A 16801-nucleotide genomic window follows, 5' to 3' on the forward strand; every position below is an offset into this window, starting at 1 on the left:
ACCGAACCGGCGCTCAATGCAACCTTGCCGCCAGCCTGGTAATAGCATTGCGAGCGCGCGCCCAGTGCTGCTCGGGCAGCGCCTCGGCCTCGGCCCAGCGGCTCGGTGTTTGCTGCCAGAGCCGGGTAAGCAGGGCTGCCGCCTCGGGATTGTCCCGGGCCTTCTCGGCCAGCCAACGCAGCCAGCGGCCATCTTCGATGCCCTGTTGCAGCCTCAACAGATCGAGACCTATCTCACGACGCTGGCATGACTCGGCCCCCAACAGCAAGAAGTCCTGCTCCCGTCCATCGGTGGGGTCGAAGGGGCGGGCGGTGGGCATGCGCCCGTGCCACTGGATCAGGCCGTCGGCCCCGCTGCGCCAGAGGTAGAAACCGGCCGCCGCGCGGGGCGTCCCCAGATTGTAGAGCCACACGGACTTGCCCATTCCCTTGAGCCGCTCCACCTGCTCGCGATCGGCGCCAAATCCGGCGTTGATCAGCGCCAGCTCGATCTGGGCCAGCAGGGGAGCCTGGCTCGGGTGGTTCAAATGTGCCGCCAGACGCACCCCTGGGATGGCCCGATGGAGCGTATTGGCCTCGGCCTGCAGGGCCGGCAGGGTCTCAAGACGCGGCTCATCGGCCAGGCTCCAGTAGAGGGGCGGTAATCCCAGCGCACGCCAGCGCCGCTCGCTCTTTGCCACCGCCTCGGTCGCCACACTGTGTCCCTCCAGCCACCAGCGTTTAAGGGGGGTGTAGGCGAGCAGGGGCCAACTCATGCCATGGCCGGCCAGGGCCTGGCCGACCCGGGTCAGCCCCATCACATCCTGCGGCAGAGGCGGGGAGAGCGGCGCCACCCCGAGGGCCTCGAGCCGCGCCAGATCACACTCCAGCGCCGCCCCCTGATCACCACCAAACCAGGCCAGCGTCGGTGATAGCTCAAGATAGATCCCCGCCGGATGCGCCGGTGGCGGCAGGGCCAGTGGCAATACCCTCACTCGCAGGGGTTGCACCACCAACTCTCCGTGGCTGAGCAGTTGCACCGCCCCCTCATAGAGGCCTGCCGGGGTTCCCTCTGGCACTCTGACAGCCAGGTGCAGCTGCCTGGGCAGGCCTGCGGGCAAGGTGACGCCATCCACCCCCTCCTGCAGTTGGCTCTCCTCGAGACGCAGCAGACTGGAGGCCGCCGCCTCCCGTTGCCAACGCCAGATGCCGAGGTAGGGGGTCAGCGTGAGGGTATGCCCCCGATAGCCGGGGGGGGTCACCAGCAGGGTCGGAGCCTCATCGCCGACACCGGATGTCATGGCGTAACTCAGTAACAGGCGTGAGCCGGCTGCCGCGACAATCTCGGGCTCACCGGCCTCTCCCTGCGGCGACAGGGCAAGGGGGCGGTCACTTTTGGGCGTGGGCCTCTGCAGTTGCCAGCGCTCGAGGAAAAGCTGGCGCCGTTTATCCTCTACCTTCTCCTCGTCGGCCGGGCCACTGAGGGGACGCAGCAACAGGCCGGCGAGAAAGCGGGCCTCGGGGCTGTGGCCAATCGGGCGGATCACCAGGGGGCCACCCGGATGCACCAGGGTGAGGCTCACCGCGCCTCCCTGGCGTGCCCCCAACTGACGCCAGGGGTCCGGCGGCCAGTGCTCCTGTCGCCCTGCCAGATAGCGCTCTTGCAGCCAACGCTCGGCATCGAGGCGCTGCTCCCAGAGGCGCTCCCCATTGACTTCGATGGCCCGCTCAAGAGGATGGGGAAAGAGCTCCCACTCCCCGGGCTCTTCCAGCCAGAGGGTGAGGCGATAAGTCCCCGAAGCGGCCATCAGGGTGATCCGCTCCACCCCGCGCAAACCGTCGCGGATCAGGGCATCCCCGGCGGGGCGCTGCACCGGGGCGAGCCGCCCCTCGATGCGAGGGTCGCCGGGCACCAGCGGGGCAAACCCCGCCATCAGGGGGCTGTCTGCCGCCCCCAGATCCAGGGCCTGTGTGGTGGTGGCGAGGCGCAGGCCCGGCTCGAGGCGCCACCGATGCAGCGTCAGGGGGGGGTCACCGTCGGCCATAAAGAGGGTGATTCGCTTGAGCTGGTCGAGCGCCAGCCCCCTCGGCTCCTGGGTGCGCCACTCGCTTAAGGGGAAGCGCAGCAAGAAGGGGCCCGCAGGCAACCGCCGCTCCAGATTGACCCGGGTGCGATAGTTGACCGAGTGGGCATCATCGACCTGCAGGATCAGGGTGACCAGATCCTTGGCTCGGCTCTCTCCCTCGATGACCAGCTCATGCTGCCCGTCGAAAGGGGCATCCAGGGTCTGCGGATCCAGGCGCTGGGGGGTAGCCGTCCCGCTTAAGGGGAGCAGCAGGCTCAGGCCAAGGAGTGCAGCCAGCACTTGAGCGTCTCCCCTCGCTGAGTCCACCCCTCATCGCTCACCTGCTGGCGACGCAGGGAGCGACCGCCATGAGCGGTCAGCACCGACCAGGTGTCCGCCTCGAGCCAGGGGCCCTGGGGCGCATCCAGAGCGGCCCGGGTGATCGCCTTGGCCAGTCCTTGTGGCGTGCGCTCGGCAACTACCACTTGCTCACGATAACCGTCGAGCGCGGGGAAATCGGTGCTCACCACCGGCTTGCCTGCAGCCAGATATTCCCGCAGCTTCAAGGGGTTACAGGTGCGGATCTGGGGGGTGTCGCGAAACGGCAGCAGACTCACCTGCCAGTGATGCAGATAGGCCGGCAGCTGGGCATGGGGGCGCGGCCCGAGCAGGTGAATATTTGCAATCCCCCTCAGTGCACCGAGATCGCAGTGATGGGGACCTATCAGCACCAGATCCCAGTGGGGCAGGGCCCGGGCCGTTTCGGCCAGCAGTGGCAGATCGATCCAGCTCGAGAGACTGCCATAGAAGCCGGCGATGGGGCGCCCGCGGGGCAAGTCGGCGGGCCTCTGCCCCCCGGCCGAGAAGCGATCCAGGTCCACCCCGTGGGGAAGCAACCGGGTCTTGTGGGCCGGGAAGCACTCGGCCAGGGCCGGGCTGGCGGCGATGATGAGGCTGGCGCGAGCCACCAGCGCCTGCTCGCACTCCCTGGCCATGGCGTGATCCACCCCCTCCAGGGCGCCAAAATCATCGCCACAGTAGTAGATGATGGCCTGCTCCCCGAGATGTCCGGCCAAGGCTATTGCGCTGGGCAGGGAGAGCCAGAGCAGGGGCCGCTCCAGCCAGGGGGCTCGCCTTCGGATCTGACGGGCAAGCCAGGGGCCATTGACCCGCCGCACCCACTCCTGCCCGTGCCAGGGAAGCGCCAGGGGAGAGAGCACCTCCATCCCTGGCGGGGTGGCCGCCGGGGAGGCGTCCGTGGTGGCGGCGCAAAACTTGCGTCCGATCCGGCCAAGATCGCGCCAGCCGGGGGTGCGCAGGCCGATGGAGTTGACCCAGAGCACTCGATAGTCGGGCAAGAGACGACGGATCAGATGCTGGGTGCTGGAGGGGTGAGCCCCCCAATCCTCACCGAGGACCACCAGTTGACGACTCATGCCAGGCTCTCCCTGGTATCGGCGGCCTCTGCCGGCGCGCGCTCACAAAGAGAGCGGATCACCCGGGCCGGATTGCCGGCCGCCACGACATCCGCGGGGAGATCCCGGGTCACCACGCTACCTGCCGCCACCACGGTACCGCGCCCTATGCGCACCCCGGCCATCACCATGACGCCGGTGGCCAGCCAGACGTGATCCTCGAGGATAATGTCTCCCACCTGGCTCTCCTGGTCGGGCTCACCTCTTGCCCTGGCTTCGGCATCGAGAGGATGACCGGGATAGCCGGCGAGGAAGGCCCGCCCGGCGATGCGCACATGATCCCCCAGCACCACCCGACGCCCGACGGCGATGGTGGTCTGCCAGCCGATCCCCACGTTATTGCCTATCTCCAGAGTGGGGGAATGGAGCCCGCAGGTACGGCCACTGAAGGTGGTGGCCGCGCTGAGGCGACAGTCGCTCCCGACCCGGATGGTGAGGGGCCCGGTCACCAGCGGCATGCCGCCATAGAGATAGAGGCGTGGCGCACTCGTCTCAAGCCTCGATTGAAACAAAGGTGTCCAGTAGAGGGTACGCAGCAGATGAGTACCGAGCCCGTTGATGAGCAGATGCAGCCGTCGCAGCCCGGCGTGCAGGTACGGGATCACCGGCATCTGGACCGTCCGGCTCCCCTTGGCCAGCCGCCACAGGGCGCGTGCCGGTGGCGTCTCCCCCCGCTTGGCCCACTGCTTTAACCGTGCAAGATATTGCATAGAGGCTCCTTCGAATGATCGGATGCAAACACGCCTTAGCTGGCGTTAGCAGGGTTCGGGCCAACCCCGGTAAGTGGCGTAACGACCCATGGGTTCCCTCGCCCGGGTGCAATTTGCGATGCGAACTCGTCCCCGGGGCTGTGCATTTTGCTCAAACAGGGCCCCCACGCCCGACCATTCGGGCAGCAGGGGGGATGGCCTGCTCCTTGCACCTGTCGGGAAAACCGGGGAGAGGGACTCAAGCATGGACTCGATCGCGCCGTCAGCCCGCTGGCATGCGCTCAAGCCACAACTCATCGTCATGGGTTACTACGGGGTGGGACTGTTGCTGATGCGCGGGATCTCGCTGCTGCTGCTGCCCCTGCTGACCCACGCCCTCACCCCCGACGAGTATGGCGAGCTCGAGCTGCTGCTCTCGGTGATCAACCTGGGCTCCCTGCTGCTGGGGTTGGGGCTGGTCGAGGCACTCTACCGCTTTGCCGGGGTAGCCGATGCCACCCAGCGCCGAGCTGTGGTGGCCCGTGCCATGGGGCTGGCCTGGCTTATCGCCCTGTTGTCGCTCCCCCTCTGCTGGCTGGCGGCCCCGTTGGTGCAAGGCTGGCTCCCCCTGGCCACGCCACTCTCACACCTGCGCTGGGTGCTGCTCGCCTTGCCCTTTGAGGCGGTGATCGCCATTCCCCTGGCCTGGCTGCGCATGCGCGACCAGGCCCGTCTCTTCTTCTTCGCCACCGTGGGCAAGACCCTGTTGCAGACGGCCATGACCCTGAGTGGCCTGGCCCTTGGCTGGGGCGTCGCCGGGGTCCTCGCCTCCGGCACCCTCAGCTGCCTGTTGTTGGCCCTCTGGTTGACCCATTGGCAGTGGAGCGACAGTGGCATCACCTGGCCTGGCGCCTTTAGCTGGCGTCTGATGGGCTATGGTGGCCCCGTGCTGGTGAGCGGCCTGGCCGGGTTTGCCTTAAGCGGGGTGGATCGCTTCTGGCTGGCCGGTGTGGCCGGTGCCGGCGAGCTGGCCCAATATGCGGTGGCCAGCAAGCTGGCTCTGGCGGTGGGGATCTTGCTCCAGCCCTTCGGGCTCTGGTGGTATCCGCGCCGCTTTCAACTGCTGCACGAGGCCAATGGCCGCGAGGATAACGCCCGTATCAGCGTGCTGGGGGCCGCCGTCGGCTTTCTGATCGCCGGCCTGGTGGGAATGATTGCCCCCTGGCTCATCACCTGGCTCACTCCCCAAAGCTACCACGGTGCCAGTCAATGGATCCCGCCGCTGGTGCTGGCCATGGCCCTTCGCAACGTCTCGGATCTGCTCAATCTGGGCTGCTTTTCCGGGGAGCGCAGCCACAGCCAGATGATCATCAACCTGGGCACCAGCCTGGCGGGGTTACTGCTCTTTGCCCTGCTCATTCCCCCCTACGGGGTGGCCGGTGTGGTCTGGAGCCTGCTGCTGATCTACGGGGGGAGGGCGCTGGCCTTCTATCTGGTGAGCCAACGTCTGCTCTGGCTCCCGTATCGCCTCTCGCCGCTGCTCGCCAGCGCCCTGCTTGGCCTCTTGCTGGTCGGAGCCGGCCAATGGCACGCCTGAGCCCTTTGTGGCTGCCCCTGGGATGCGTGCTGCTCGCCTCGCTGCTGTGGTGGAAGCTGCCCCATCCCATGTTGCTACCCGCGCTGGGTCTGGCGTTGCCGGCCCTGTTGCTGGCCCTGCGCAGCCCCATGTGGATGGTGCTCGGATTTATCGTCTTCTCCTTCTTTCGCCTGCACGAAGTGTTTCCCTTTCTCTACCCCTTGCGCATCCCCCAGCTGCTCGCCATGGCCGCCATCGCCGCCCTGCTCTGGCATATCTTCTGGACCGGACGGCTCACCCCCTGGTGGTCACCCCAGCTCACCTGGCTCACCCTGTTATTCCTACACACGACCCTAGGTGCGCTGCTCGCCGCCAACCGGGGTGAGGCCATGGCCAGCTGGAGCGGCAGCTATGTGAAGATCTACCTGATGACCCTGGCCTGCGCCTGGCTGCTGCGCACCCCGCGCGAGTTCAGCCTGGTGGTGCGGGTCATCACCCTGTCAGCGGCCCTGGTGGCCCTGGTGGCGCTCTATAACAAGAGTGCCGGCATCGGCCTGGTCGAGGGAACCCGGGTCACCATTGGTCGTGAACTCGGATCCGTGTTGGGGGACCCGAACGACCTATCCCTGGTGCTGCTGTTCGGGGCCGGCTTCTCCTTAAGCCTGCTGTTATCGGATGCTGACGGAAAGGGATGGCGCCTGATCGGAGCCCTCGGCGTTGTGCTGGTCAGCGGCGCCATCATCGCCACCCAGAGTCGGGGGGGGTTGCTCGGACTGTGCGCCGTCAGTGCCCTGTTTGCCTGGCATAGGGTGCGCTCCAAAGCGCTGCTCATCACCCTGGGCGTACTGGCTCTGATGGCGCTCTTCGTGCTGGCCGGGATCAGTGGCCGCGCCTCGGGAGGGGCCGCCGAGAGCGGCGTCGATGCCTCGGCCATGGGACGCCTCTACGCCTGGCAGGCTGCCTGGGGCATGGCGCTGGATCACCCGTTTCTCGGCGTGGGACTGAGCAACTTCTATTACAACTACTTCTTCTACAGCCCCCACTGGGATGGACTCAACCATGCGGTTCACTCCACCTGGTTCGGGGTACTGGCCGAGACCGGCTTTATCGGTATCGCTCTCTTCGTCACCATGGTGGGCACCACGCTTAAGGGTGCATGGCGGGCGAGGGGAGAGGCTGCCCGGGCAGATCCGGCCATCAGACAGGCCCTCGAGGGGGTGACCGCCTCCCTGTGCGGCTTCATTATTTCCGGCTCGTTTCTGACCCAGGGCTTTACCTGGCCCGTCTACATCGAGCTCGCCATCACGGTGGCGCTGCTGCGCTACCTTCACCACCCAAACAAGGAGCAACCCCATGGCTGAGACCCTGTTACTGGTCCACTATGGCGAGGACTGGATCCGTGGCAGCGAGCGCTGCCTGCTCGATCTCATGGCTCACATGGACTGTCAGCGCTATCGCCCCCTGCTCTGGACCAACTCCCCGGCACTACTGCACGAGGCGCACAAACTGGGGATCGAGGGAGAGCTCGACGAGTTTCCCCTGCTACTCGGCTGGCGCGCCCCCCGCTTCGATATCACCGGCTACGCCCGCTTGCGGCGCAAGGCGCGCGAACTGATCGCAGGTCACGACGTCCGCCTGATCCACGTCAACAGTGCCGCACCCTGCCAATGGCTGGTGCCGGTGGCGCGCGCCCTGTCGCTCCCCCTGTTGTGTCATCTCCATGCTCGTTATCTGCCACGGGATCGCTACACCCTGAGAGTGCACGGGGCCAGTCGTCTCATCGGGGTGAGCAGCGTCGTGCTCGAGGCCTGGTCCCGGGACGGGGTCCCCCCCCACCATCTCGGCTGCATCCCGAACGGCGTGGATCTGCCTCGCCTGATGCAGGCGTCGGCAATCCCCCTGCGCCAATGGCTGGAGCTTTCCCCCGACACCCTGCTGATGGCGGCCGTCGGCTCGCTCATTCCACGCAAGGGGATAGACAGATTGTTCGAGGCCATGAGCCTGGCGCGGGAGGCGGGGGCAAAGGTGCACCTGGCCCTGCTCGGTAGCGGCCCTGAGGAGGCGCAGCTGAGGGCTCTGGCCGAAGAGCGCGGGATAGCGCCCCATGTCTCCTGGCTCGGAGAGCAGCCAGAGGTGGGGCGCTGGCTGCGCGGCGGGGTCGATCTGGTGGTCTCGGGGGCCAGGGAGGAGGTCTTCGGCCTTACCCTGGCCGAGGCTGCCGCTCTGGGACTTCCCACCCTTGCCTTTCGGGTCGGGGGGATCCCCGAGGTCGTTCAACACGATCGCACCGGCCTGCTCTGCCCGGATGGGGACACAGCCGCCATGGCCGGTGCCATGCTGCATCTGGTCGAGCCCACCGTACGCCAGCGCCTCGGTGAGGCCGGCAGAGAGCATGCCTTGCACCACTTCACCATGGCGCGCTATGTGGGTGCTATCGAGCGGGAATGGCAACGCTTGCTCAATAGCAGACCCGAGCCCGGCCCGGCCTTTCCCGGCCTGTGGCGTTGGCTGGGGCGGCGTATCGGACAGGGGGGCTAGCTGATGGCGCTGCTGATCGTCGATCCCATCGCCTTTCGTGGCGGCTCCAAGGTGGCCACCGAAACCCTGCTCTCCCTGTTGCCAACCGAGGGCGCCCGGGTTCTGACCCGAGACCGCGACTCCTGGCATGCCCAAGCCTGTCGGCGACTTTGGCTGCCGCGCTGGTTACAGGGGCGTGAGCAGGGGTGGGGTTATCTGCTCAAGCAGGGGGTCATACTGCTGCAGATCCTGGGACAGGGGAGAGGGGTGAGCGCCCTGATCGGCGCCTCCGGGCCCGGGGTCGATCTGGCGGTCCACTGGGCCGCCCGGCTGCTGCGTGTGCCTGTCGTGCAGTTTGTCCACGGCCCGGTGGGCACCTCTGGCGTCGCCCGCCGGGCCTTGGCCAGGGTCGACCGTCTCTTCTATCTCGAGAGCGCCCGGGCAAGCCTGGAGCGTCTGCTCGACCAGCCCTTGCCGGCGCACTGGCAGCCGTTTCAAAATGGCCTCAGCCAACGGAGTTGGCCCACGCTCTCGATGGGGCAAGGGGTGCTTTGGGCTGCATCGCTGCTGCGCTGGAAGGGGCTCGAATTGATGCTCGATGCTCACCGCCAGATGCATGAGCCGCAGCCCCTGCATGTCTGTTATCTCACTCCGAAGGAGACGGGCCAACCGGTGAGCAAGATTGCCCCTGGGCAACGCGGTGTCCACTGGTATTCGGCCCCCCGGGATCTCGATGCGATCCGCTCCCGCTGCTCTGTCTTTGTCTCAACCAGCCATCAGGAGCCCTTTGGTCTCTCTCTGCTCGAGGCCATGGCCGCCGGTCTGTGCGTCGTGCTGCCCCGCGATGGCGCTTACTGGGATCGGGAGCTCAAGGAAGGGGTGCACTGCGTCAAGTACGAGCCCGGCTCCTGCGCCGATCTCGCCCGTGTTCTCGATACATTGTGTCGTGACCCGAAGCGGGTCCGCAGCCTGGGTGAGGCGGCGGCCCGTCTCGCCTCTGAGCGCTATCGCGCCGAGCTGACCTGGCAGGCCCCGCGCCAGTATCTGCTTGGCCTGATAGGGGTCTGAATAACCGCTTATCCCAGGTAAACGGCGAGGATCTCGCTCATGCGGCTCTCGACGCTATAGCCTGCCACTACCGTATGGCGTGCCCGGTTGCCCATCTGCAACCGCTCGGCGGCCGAGAGCGAGAGCCAGTCGTTAAGCTTCGCCGCCATGGCCAGCCGATCTCCCGGTGGGATCAACCAGCCGTTGCGCCTATGGTCAATGAGGGAGGGGATCCCCCCCACCGCAAAGCTGCAAAGCGGGATGCCATGGGCCATCGCCTCGAGCGCCGCCAGGGGGAGCCCCTCATGGGTTGAGGTGATGCAGAGCAGGTCTATCTCTTTCCAATGCGCCGCCATCTCGCAAAAACCGTGAAACTGAACCCGATCAGCGTACTGGCGAACCAGCCTGCTATGTAGCGGCCCTTCACCGTAGAGGTGAAACTCTCCCTCGGGGCAAAGGCCTGCCAACTGGCAGAAGAGAGCGGGATCTTTTTCTTCGCTGAGGCGGCCGACGAAGGCGATGCGCCTACCCATCAGTGATGAGCGCTCGCTCGGCAACGGCACAAAATTGGGAATAAGGTGCGCCTTGCCGTTGAGTTTTGCGGCGATCTCACCGCTCACCGCGATGCATTTTGCAAGGGGAGCGGTCCAGCGATCCAGCCGGCTATAGAAGGCAAGGCGCCCCCGGCCATCATCACCGCTGTGAAAGGTCGAGACCACGGGCACCCCACCGAGCGCGCCGAGCAGACGCCCCAGGATCCCCGCCTTGTAGCCGTGGGTATGGAGCAGATCGACCCGATCGCCCAACAGCAGCGGCAGCAGGCGACGCCAGTGACTGAGCACCCGAAAGGGGAGCCTCTCCTGCACAAGGCGCATCACGAAAGGGCTCTGACCATGATCGCAGAGCAACACCACTTCGGCCTCCATGCCGTGCTCACTCAGCGCCCTGGCCAGATGGCAGACATGGGTCTCAATACCCCCAATACCTCTTGCATCGATCAGCAACCAGACTCGCATCGCGCTTCTCTCCCATGGGTTTACCCCGATTGAGCAGAAAACAGGCCAATGTGTCACGGTGGTGGGCAGAGATTGATATGCTGTATATCCATACATATACTTACTCTGTTTCCATCCTCAGGAGTCCATCATGGCCGTTACTATTCAATACGTTGTCGTACGCGCAGGAGTTGAAAAGATGACCTTTACCAGCAAGAAGGAGGCCGATGCCTATGACAAGCTGCTCGATCTGAGCGACGAGCTGACCCGGTTGCTCGAGCTGGCACCGGTCGAGCTTGCAGAGCCCGACCGTGAGCGGCTCGCCTTCTATTTGGCCAGCCAGCGAGAGGCTCTTGCCGCCCTGCTGCGTGGCGGCAAGGGGGCTCCCAATGAGGAAAAGAGCCCCAAGAAAGCGCTCAAGCAGGTGGCCTGAGTCTCGTCTTATTCACTTTTTTGGATGCTTAGTCAAATAAGCCCCCTATATCCCCGAGAATTTTGAGACAACAACGAATATGGCGTGAATAGTGTCACGCTAACGACGGGGGCCAAGCCCCCAAGACCCGCAGTCATGCCGCCCCGGCGGCATGGGGCCAGAGAGAGCCATCGATGAATCCACTCCTTCCCCCCGCCATGCCCCTGTTTGACACCCTTGCCCACCTCGAAGAGGGCAATGGTCAGGTTAACCAGTACCTGGCCAGCCTGAGTTTGACCCGCATCCCGGATGCGGGGCTCGTCTATGAGTTGGCCGTAGACTGGCTGCTCGAGCAGCGCCACAGCGAGAACAACTACAAGACCTACCGCAGTGAACTCACCACCTTCTTGCATTGGTGCTTCGAGCAGGCCTGCATCAGCCCCAAGGATCTCACCCGCCGCATCATGATGCGCTATCTGGAGTTTTGTCAGGCTCCGCCGGTCGAACTCATCGGCTATTACAACGTCGCCCAGTTTGTTCGGGACAAGGAGTGGGGAGAGCGGTTGGCCAACCCGGCCTGGCGTCCCTTTCTGGGCAAAAAGGAGGATGGCCGGCCCCAGCCCTATCGTCTGAGTGAGCCGGCCATGCGCACCAAGCTGGCCATCCTCTCCGCCTTCTTCCAGTTCCTCATTCAGGAGGAGTACATGGAGAGAAATCCGGCGCTGCTCCTGCAACGCACCAAGCGGCCGGTGGAGGGGAGCGAAGAGAGTGTGCAGGCCTTTAGCGAGCTGCAGTGGTCCTATGTGGTACAGGCCGCCGAGGAGCTGGCCCATGCCCAGCCCGAGCAGCATGAACGCACCCTCTTTCTGGTTCGTCTCATGTATGCCTGTTACCTGCGCATCTCTGAAGTCGCCGCCAGGCCAGGTTTTAGCCCTGTGATGAGCCAGTTTCGCCGCGACAACAAGACAGGCGTTTGGGGCTATCACATTCCCTGCAGCAAGGGAGGAAAGCGGCGCACCGTGGCGGTCTCGGCAGCGTTGCTGCAGGGGCTCGAACGTTATCGTGGCTTTCTTGGCCTCTCACCGCTGCCAGCCCCGGGGGAAAATACACCGCTATTTGTACGTCACAAGGCGGCCGGACACGGCCGCGAGCAGGGGGAGCTCAACGCCAATCTGGGGATCCGTCAGCTCAGGGAGCTGATCGGCAATGTCATCACGGCTGGCGCCAATCTGGCCGAGCAGGCCGGGCACTGGCAAGACGCCGCCGAGATGCGCACCCTGACCGTGCACGCCATTCGTCATACCGGCATTACCCACGACATCAACCTCAACGGTCGCCCGCTCTCCCACGTTCAGGCCGACGCAGGGCACGACAGCATAGAGACCACCTCCCGATATCTTCACACCAGCCATGCGGAGCGCCATGAGAGTGCGCGCAGCAAACCTCTTGATCGTCTGGCGCCGGCGCGTGAGAGATAACGGTCGCGATTTTTAAAACAAGTGAGAGCATTGTCCCGCTCTTGACCCTTGTTGGAGGAGGCGTGAAGAAGGGAGCGGGACAAAGAGAGAGGGTCAGGGCTCTTCGCTGTAGTCGCCAAGCCGCTGCGCCGCCTCGAACACCAGGGCGGCCATATGAGGGGGAAGATTGGCACTGAGCGCCTGCAGCTGACGGATCAGCTCCTTGTCACTCATGGCCCAGGGATGATTGGTGGGAAGGCCGGTCACGGCCTGGGTGTGCATCAGCATAAGATACTCCGCAGAAAACGCAGGGGATGGTACTAAAGGCGGGGTGAAGGCGCCACTGTCATCATTCAGACCGCCCCAAGAGGGAATTTATTACCCGTTGTGCGGGTAAATATCTGTCGTCACCGCGCGTTTCGTATAGAAAATCGCCTTCTAAAACAGCCCGCAGTGCAGGGAGGGCAGGGGACTTAACCACTGGCTTTAATAGTGGACTCTTGTCTCAAAATGGGACGTTTCGGGTGTCAGGGGAGGGACTATGGCGGATGCTTGGGATAACTACGCCGAGCAGGAGAGGGCGTCATCGGATTTTCTGGTCGAGCGGGAGCATGTGGTGGGAGAGGGGGCTTTGCTGGATCAGCTAGCTAGTCTGGCCGACCTCTATGTGGTCAGGCGGCAGGGAGATCGGATGGCGGGGTTGACCGACTTGGGCGATGACCTGCTCAAGATCGCAGACCAAGAAACTAAGGAAGGCGTTTCACCTTCGACCGATTTACTGCGGGAATTGTATCGCCGTAGATAAACACATGGCGCCGTTATCTCTCACGACAGATGCCGATAAATAGGGTTATCGGCATCATTCGTGAGTTACTCTCATCTACTTTTTCTTCGGTTTGTCAGTCTCTTTCACCGTAGTTCTGGGGTGCTTATCTGCATATTCCTTTGGAACGTATTGTCCTGTTTCTGCGTCTCGGTATTTCGGTGCAGGTCTCTTTGCCATTAAAGCATCCTCTATAGTTTGTTAGCCAGGCCTCATGAGAGGCTTAATTTTTATCGCATAATACATTTTTGTGATCAAGTTGAACGATTCAGGGTGATGTGAGATCAGGTTTCTGAGCCTGAGTTATTATCCCATGATGATGTAGTTCCGAGCTCACACTGGGCCAGCAGTTCTTCCAGTGTGTAGTTCGGCTGGCCACGCAGTTTGACGCGAGCACGCTCCACATCATCAAACGCCGCCGTCAGCAGTGCCGGATCACCATCTTCAAGAGCGGCTTGCAGATAGGCAACCATCTCGGCTTCGCTGGTCAGGCTGTCAGCCACATCAAAACGGCTCCAGGACGCTTTTGGCTTCATTCCTTATCCTCCGTATCAGTCACTTCGCATAATTTCACGTTTTGTTAAACGCCCATCTGAAACCCGCCGATAAACCGTGCCTTGCAATTTTGCAGGTTTATCAGGTATTTACACGGATGGAACGAGAGTTGACCAAAAACTTCATTTTTCGCTGGTTTGAATGCGGTTTATCAGTAGAGGAGACGGCAAAATTATGTTTCGTTTCTGTGAGGCAGGTCACAATCTGGGATAAAGGCAAAGAGATCCCGCCCGTCTGCAAGCGTGTGATGCGCATGGCCTCGGGGAGAGAGCTCCCGAGCATCTGGAAGCACTGGGAGGGGTGGAGGATGGCCAATGACTGCCTGATAGCCCCCAACGGCGTCAGGTACGACCGGCGAAGGCTGGAGGCTATCGCAGTGATCCAGACCGAGCGGTCAGAGAGGCAGAACGAGGCCTATCACTGGCGTAAGAGGTTAGGCGTATCGTAACAGGTGGGGGCAGTGGCCCCCATTTTGTTGGGTTGATAGAAAAGAGACTCGTCGGCGCGGAGCGCCGCAAAAGCTGGAGGCTGCGCCCCCCGCGCTTTTGTAAGGTCGCCCCTGCTCTACACACTCGCCCGAGTGGGCCGAGGCCGAGAGGTTGCCCGTATGGCCCCACCCCCGAGTGTCCAAGGGGTTCAGATGGGGTAGGGGATGGGGTAGAATTCCCCCCGTATTACTATACGGGGGGAGATAGATCCGTCAGCCTTCGACATCATCGATAGGGTAAGGCCCGAGAAACCGAACACCGTTGAAGTGAATCAAGTGAGAGGGAGCATCAGCCACCCACACCTCAGTTTCCCATGCAATTTCACCAAGATAACGCCCCATAAGGGTCCGGTTAGGAAAGGCTGTCACATAGACAAGCCCTGCTGTTGACCCAGCAAACAGCTTAGCAAGCTCTGCATACCGCTTCCCATCGACCGGCCCGTGACTGGTAACAGACTCCACAAGTAGCAGCCAGTTCTTCGCAGTGAAGTGCAGCACTACGTCAGGCATCTTACCGTGTGAATCCACATCGACACCCAGTCCTGCCAGCAAGGGTTCGTCGAAATAGCCCCACTTGTCGCCTGTGTCACCGGCATAGACCAGCACGCTACCCGGCGCAAAGCGCGGGGCGAAGTCCTCGATGATGGCCCGGATCAGTTCGCTATGCTCTCCAGGGCTTAGAGTGATTTGCTGACCCGGGGCAATCTCAACAGGGATAAGGTTCTGCTCCCGCTCCTTGGCATAACGGGCAACCAACGTATCACGCTTGGCCAGATAGTTGGCGAGGCTATCATGCCATGCTGGGGTGCCGAAGGTACGAAGCAAAACCAGTGCAGTGGGTTCAATCTGATAAACAGCCTTAGGGCTGTTCACTGGGCGATCTGGTTTGTCTGGGTTGTAGAGGACCACGCCAGCGTCGCAAAACTGGTGCATGGACTGGCGACGGAATGCCTCGCGAGTGTTGGGCGCATAATCTTTGCCATAGTGTTTCCGTGCCCAATCCATGATAGGCGTGATACCTACAAGCGGGTTTTCTGCGTCAACCCACGCCTTGCCAGGAGTGAGGTTCAGAAGCGCCAGCAGGCACAGAGCGGTACGCTCGTTTTGCTGTGATCGGGGTAGACCCAAAGCAACAATAATTTGCTGCGCCGCCTCGATGTAGTCATTTTGGTTTTTCATGCGGTTAGGGTTCCTAGCTTGGCATCTATCTGTTCTTGCGTAAGCGCTCCGTGCTGCATAGCCCATTTGCCAAGTTCTATCAAAATGTCACGACTCGGGTACTTCATCTGCTTGAGGTCCGTTGCATTGACCTGCGTATGGCCGTTAAAGCGACGGAAATATTCATCTACCGCGGTTGTGTTCAGGAACACGACAAGCCCACGGGCCAGTGCCTCGGGTAATCCGTGTTTATCATCGTGGAACAGGTTCATGTGATTCTCGAAGCCCAGCACGGAATGCTCGCCAAAAACGGCAGGATCAACCACGCTTGCCACCACACGGCGCTTTTCCTCCTTCGAGGAAAAACGCCGAACTACGCAATAAAACCCGTTAGGGTAGAGCCACTTTTCTGTCTCAGCGTTGCGCATGATCGCGTTGGGTTTCTTCAACCCCGCCACAGGCCAGACGGTGCCGGTCATGCTTAAGTGGCCGGGATAGATCAATGGGACGGTGCCCGGCTCAGGCATGTCACGCAGATGCGCTTTAAGACGGAAATCTACTACCGGGCCAGTAGAAACCTTCACGCCAATGTCAGTTAGCGAGTAACGCACGCTAGGTGATAGCTCAATAGCACTTTTCTCGGTTGTGGTCGGCACATGAATGAACCGAGCCGGGTCATCCGGGAACACAATCCGGTCAAATGGGTGTTCGTGTGTCGTCATATCGGAAAAGCTGTCATCGGTCGAAGTCGTGACCGTGACCGGCCCTTGCTGGGCTCCACGTTCCAAGCGGATGATGATGTTTTCCTGTAGCACCTCGTCATCCTTGAACGCCTTGTTGCGTGACTCGAACAGGTGCATGTGTCGGATTGCCGCTCGCTCAAGGATGAAGTCACGGAAAGGGCGGTAATACGGTCCGTTGCAAAAGCTACGTGGGATGATGGCCACGATCTGCCCACCGGGCGCAGCCTCACCCACGGCCAATGCGACAAAAGCAGAATACAGATTCACCGTCTCTATACCGACAGTTCTCAAGGCTAATCTGTGTGCTGACTTGCTGTTGATCTTCTTATAAGGCGGATTGAGGATCGCATGGGTATAACCTCGATCCTGCAGACCTTCTGCTGTTGCCAGCTCGATGTAATCACCTGCAATGACCTTAGACTTCACTCGGCTGTATCCGGCCAAGTGCTTCGCAAGGTGCTCCCGCAGTTTCTCATCAATCTCGTAGGCCGTAGCCTCGACAGACTCAAAACCAAAGCCACTCGCCAGCCAGCGGTCAAGAAAGGCGCAAGACAGCGCGCCCAGTCCTGCGCCTGCGTCTAGTAGGCGGCAGGTTTGCTCTGTGCTAGGGGGAAATAGTGATGCCATAAAACGAGCAACGCTAGAAGGCGTCATAAACTGGCCGAACTCAGCTTTGTGTTTATGTGCAGTGCGGGAAGCCACTTCGCGGCGCACACTATCTACTGTGTCTAGTTGTTGACGCATACAAAAAATCCTCATTCGCACGGAGCAATAACAGCAACGCTCTTGGTAATTCATTAAGCAATGATGGCCGGGTATCTTA

Annotated in this window: 16 protein-coding genes; 8 read left to right on the top strand and 8 right to left on the bottom strand. The window is 62.3% G+C overall.

Annotated features, from left to right (window positions below; all coding sequences use genetic code 11):
• Positions 1 to 13: 13 nt before the first annotated feature.
• The 3 genes from AB5Y48_RS00960 to AB5Y48_RS00970 are packed head-to-tail and all read right to left on the bottom strand — an operon-like array spanning position 14 to position 4229.
• A complete protein-coding gene (locus AB5Y48_RS00960) occupies positions 14 to 2344 on the bottom strand; it encodes a hypothetical protein (protein ID WP_368163474.1) in 2331 nt (776 codons plus the stop codon).
• The gene (locus AB5Y48_RS00965) at positions 2320 to 3480 is read right to left on the bottom strand and encodes a glycosyltransferase (RefSeq protein ID WP_368163476.1); all 1161 of its coding nucleotides are present in this window, start codon (positions 3478 to 3480) and stop codon (positions 2320 to 2322) included. Before AB5Y48_RS00965 ends, AB5Y48_RS00960 begins: the two co-directional genes overlap by 25 nt.
• On the bottom strand, positions 3477 to 4229 hold the full coding sequence (locus tag AB5Y48_RS00970) for an acyltransferase (protein ID WP_368163478.1): 753 nt from the start codon (positions 4227 to 4229) through the stop codon (positions 3477 to 3479). Before AB5Y48_RS00970 ends, AB5Y48_RS00965 begins: the two co-directional genes overlap by 4 nt.
• A 244-nt stretch (positions 4230 to 4473) precedes the next feature.
• On the opposite strand from AB5Y48_RS00970, the gene AB5Y48_RS00975 reads away from it, so the two are divergent.
• From AB5Y48_RS00975 to AB5Y48_RS00990, 4 genes are read left to right on the top strand one after another with little or no spacing between them, the layout of a single operon-like run.
• Positions 4474 to 5805 (top strand): lipopolysaccharide biosynthesis protein, encoded by a 1332-nt coding sequence (locus AB5Y48_RS00975; RefSeq protein WP_231686226.1) that lies wholly within the window; start codon positions 4474 to 4476, stop codon positions 5803 to 5805.
• Positions 5793 to 7145: an O-antigen ligase family protein gene (locus tag AB5Y48_RS00980; RefSeq protein WP_368163480.1), complete on the top strand. Its 1353-nt coding sequence runs from the start codon at positions 5793 to 5795 to the stop codon at positions 7143 to 7145. Before AB5Y48_RS00975 ends, AB5Y48_RS00980 begins: the two co-directional genes overlap by 13 nt.
• Positions 7138 to 8322 carry a glycosyltransferase family 4 protein gene (locus AB5Y48_RS00985; protein ID WP_368163482.1) on the top strand — a complete coding sequence of 395 codons (1185 nt, stop codon included), beginning with the start codon at positions 7138 to 7140 and terminating at the stop codon, positions 8320 to 8322. Before AB5Y48_RS00980 ends, AB5Y48_RS00985 begins: the two co-directional genes overlap by 8 nt.
• Positions 8323 to 8325: 3 nt before the next feature.
• Complete coding sequence (locus AB5Y48_RS00990; RefSeq protein ID WP_136613538.1) at positions 8326 to 9369, top strand: glycosyltransferase family 4 protein; 1044 nt, start codon at positions 8326 to 8328, stop codon at positions 9367 to 9369.
• 8 nt (positions 9370 to 9377) lie between these two features.
• On the opposite strand, the gene AB5Y48_RS00995 is transcribed toward AB5Y48_RS00990, so the two are convergent.
• Positions 9378 to 10364 (bottom strand): glycosyltransferase family 4 protein, encoded by a 987-nt coding sequence (locus AB5Y48_RS00995; protein WP_368163484.1) that lies wholly within the window; start codon positions 10362 to 10364, stop codon positions 9378 to 9380.
• Between the two features lie 130 nt (positions 10365 to 10494).
• On the opposite strand from AB5Y48_RS00995, the gene AB5Y48_RS01000 reads away from it, so the two are divergent.
• Both AB5Y48_RS01000 and AB5Y48_RS01005 read left to right on the top strand, forming a co-directional pair.
• Positions 10495 to 10776 (top strand): YebG family protein, encoded by a 282-nt coding sequence (locus tag AB5Y48_RS01000; protein WP_050664889.1) that lies wholly within the window; start codon positions 10495 to 10497, stop codon positions 10774 to 10776.
• Positions 10777 to 10949: 173 nt separating this feature from the next.
• Positions 10950 to 12233, top strand: a complete 1284-nt coding sequence (locus AB5Y48_RS01005; protein WP_368163485.1) for a tyrosine-type recombinase/integrase — start codon at positions 10950 to 10952, stop codon at positions 12231 to 12233.
• 93 nt (positions 12234 to 12326) lie between these two features.
• Here AB5Y48_RS01005 and AB5Y48_RS01010 read toward each other — a convergent pair whose 3' ends face one another.
• The gene (locus AB5Y48_RS01010; RefSeq protein WP_157432334.1) at positions 12327 to 12500 is read right to left on the bottom strand and encodes a hypothetical protein; all 174 of its coding nucleotides are present in this window, start codon (positions 12498 to 12500) and stop codon (positions 12327 to 12329) included.
• A gap of 253 nt (positions 12501 to 12753) precedes the next feature.
• Between AB5Y48_RS01010 and AB5Y48_RS01015 the strand changes: the two genes are divergently transcribed.
• The gene (locus tag AB5Y48_RS01015) at positions 12754 to 13017 is read left to right on the top strand and encodes a hypothetical protein (RefSeq protein WP_368163487.1); all 264 of its coding nucleotides are present in this window, start codon (positions 12754 to 12756) and stop codon (positions 13015 to 13017) included.
• Positions 13018 to 13319: 302 nt separating this feature from the next.
• Here AB5Y48_RS01015 and AB5Y48_RS01020 read toward each other — a convergent pair whose 3' ends face one another.
• Positions 13320 to 13571 carry a DNA-binding protein gene (locus AB5Y48_RS01020; RefSeq protein WP_368163489.1) on the bottom strand — a complete coding sequence of 84 codons (252 nt, stop codon included), beginning with the start codon at positions 13569 to 13571 and terminating at the stop codon, positions 13320 to 13322.
• A gap of 272 nt (positions 13572 to 13843) precedes the next feature.
• Between AB5Y48_RS01020 and AB5Y48_RS01025 the strand changes: the two genes are divergently transcribed.
• Positions 13844 to 14038 carry a DUF3653 domain-containing protein gene (locus AB5Y48_RS01025; RefSeq protein ID WP_227002243.1) on the top strand — a complete coding sequence of 65 codons (195 nt, stop codon included), beginning with the start codon at positions 13844 to 13846 and terminating at the stop codon, positions 14036 to 14038.
• Between the two features lie 252 nt (positions 14039 to 14290).
• Here the strand turns inward: AB5Y48_RS01025 and AB5Y48_RS01030 are convergent, their stop codons facing one another.
• The gene (locus AB5Y48_RS01030) at positions 14291 to 15256 is read right to left on the bottom strand and encodes a BsuBI/PstI family type II restriction endonuclease (protein WP_368163490.1); all 966 of its coding nucleotides are present in this window, start codon (positions 15254 to 15256) and stop codon (positions 14291 to 14293) included.
• Complete coding sequence (locus tag AB5Y48_RS01035; protein ID WP_368163492.1) at positions 15253 to 16722, bottom strand: Eco57I restriction-modification methylase domain-containing protein; 1470 nt, start codon at positions 16720 to 16722, stop codon at positions 15253 to 15255. Before AB5Y48_RS01035 ends, AB5Y48_RS01030 begins: the two co-directional genes overlap by 4 nt.
• Positions 16723 to 16801: the final 79 nt, after the last annotated feature.

It is taken from the genome of Aeromonas sp. R6-2 (assembly GCF_040908155.1).
GTDB classification, from domain to species: Bacteria; Pseudomonadota; Gammaproteobacteria; order Enterobacterales; family Aeromonadaceae; genus Aeromonas; species Aeromonas schubertii.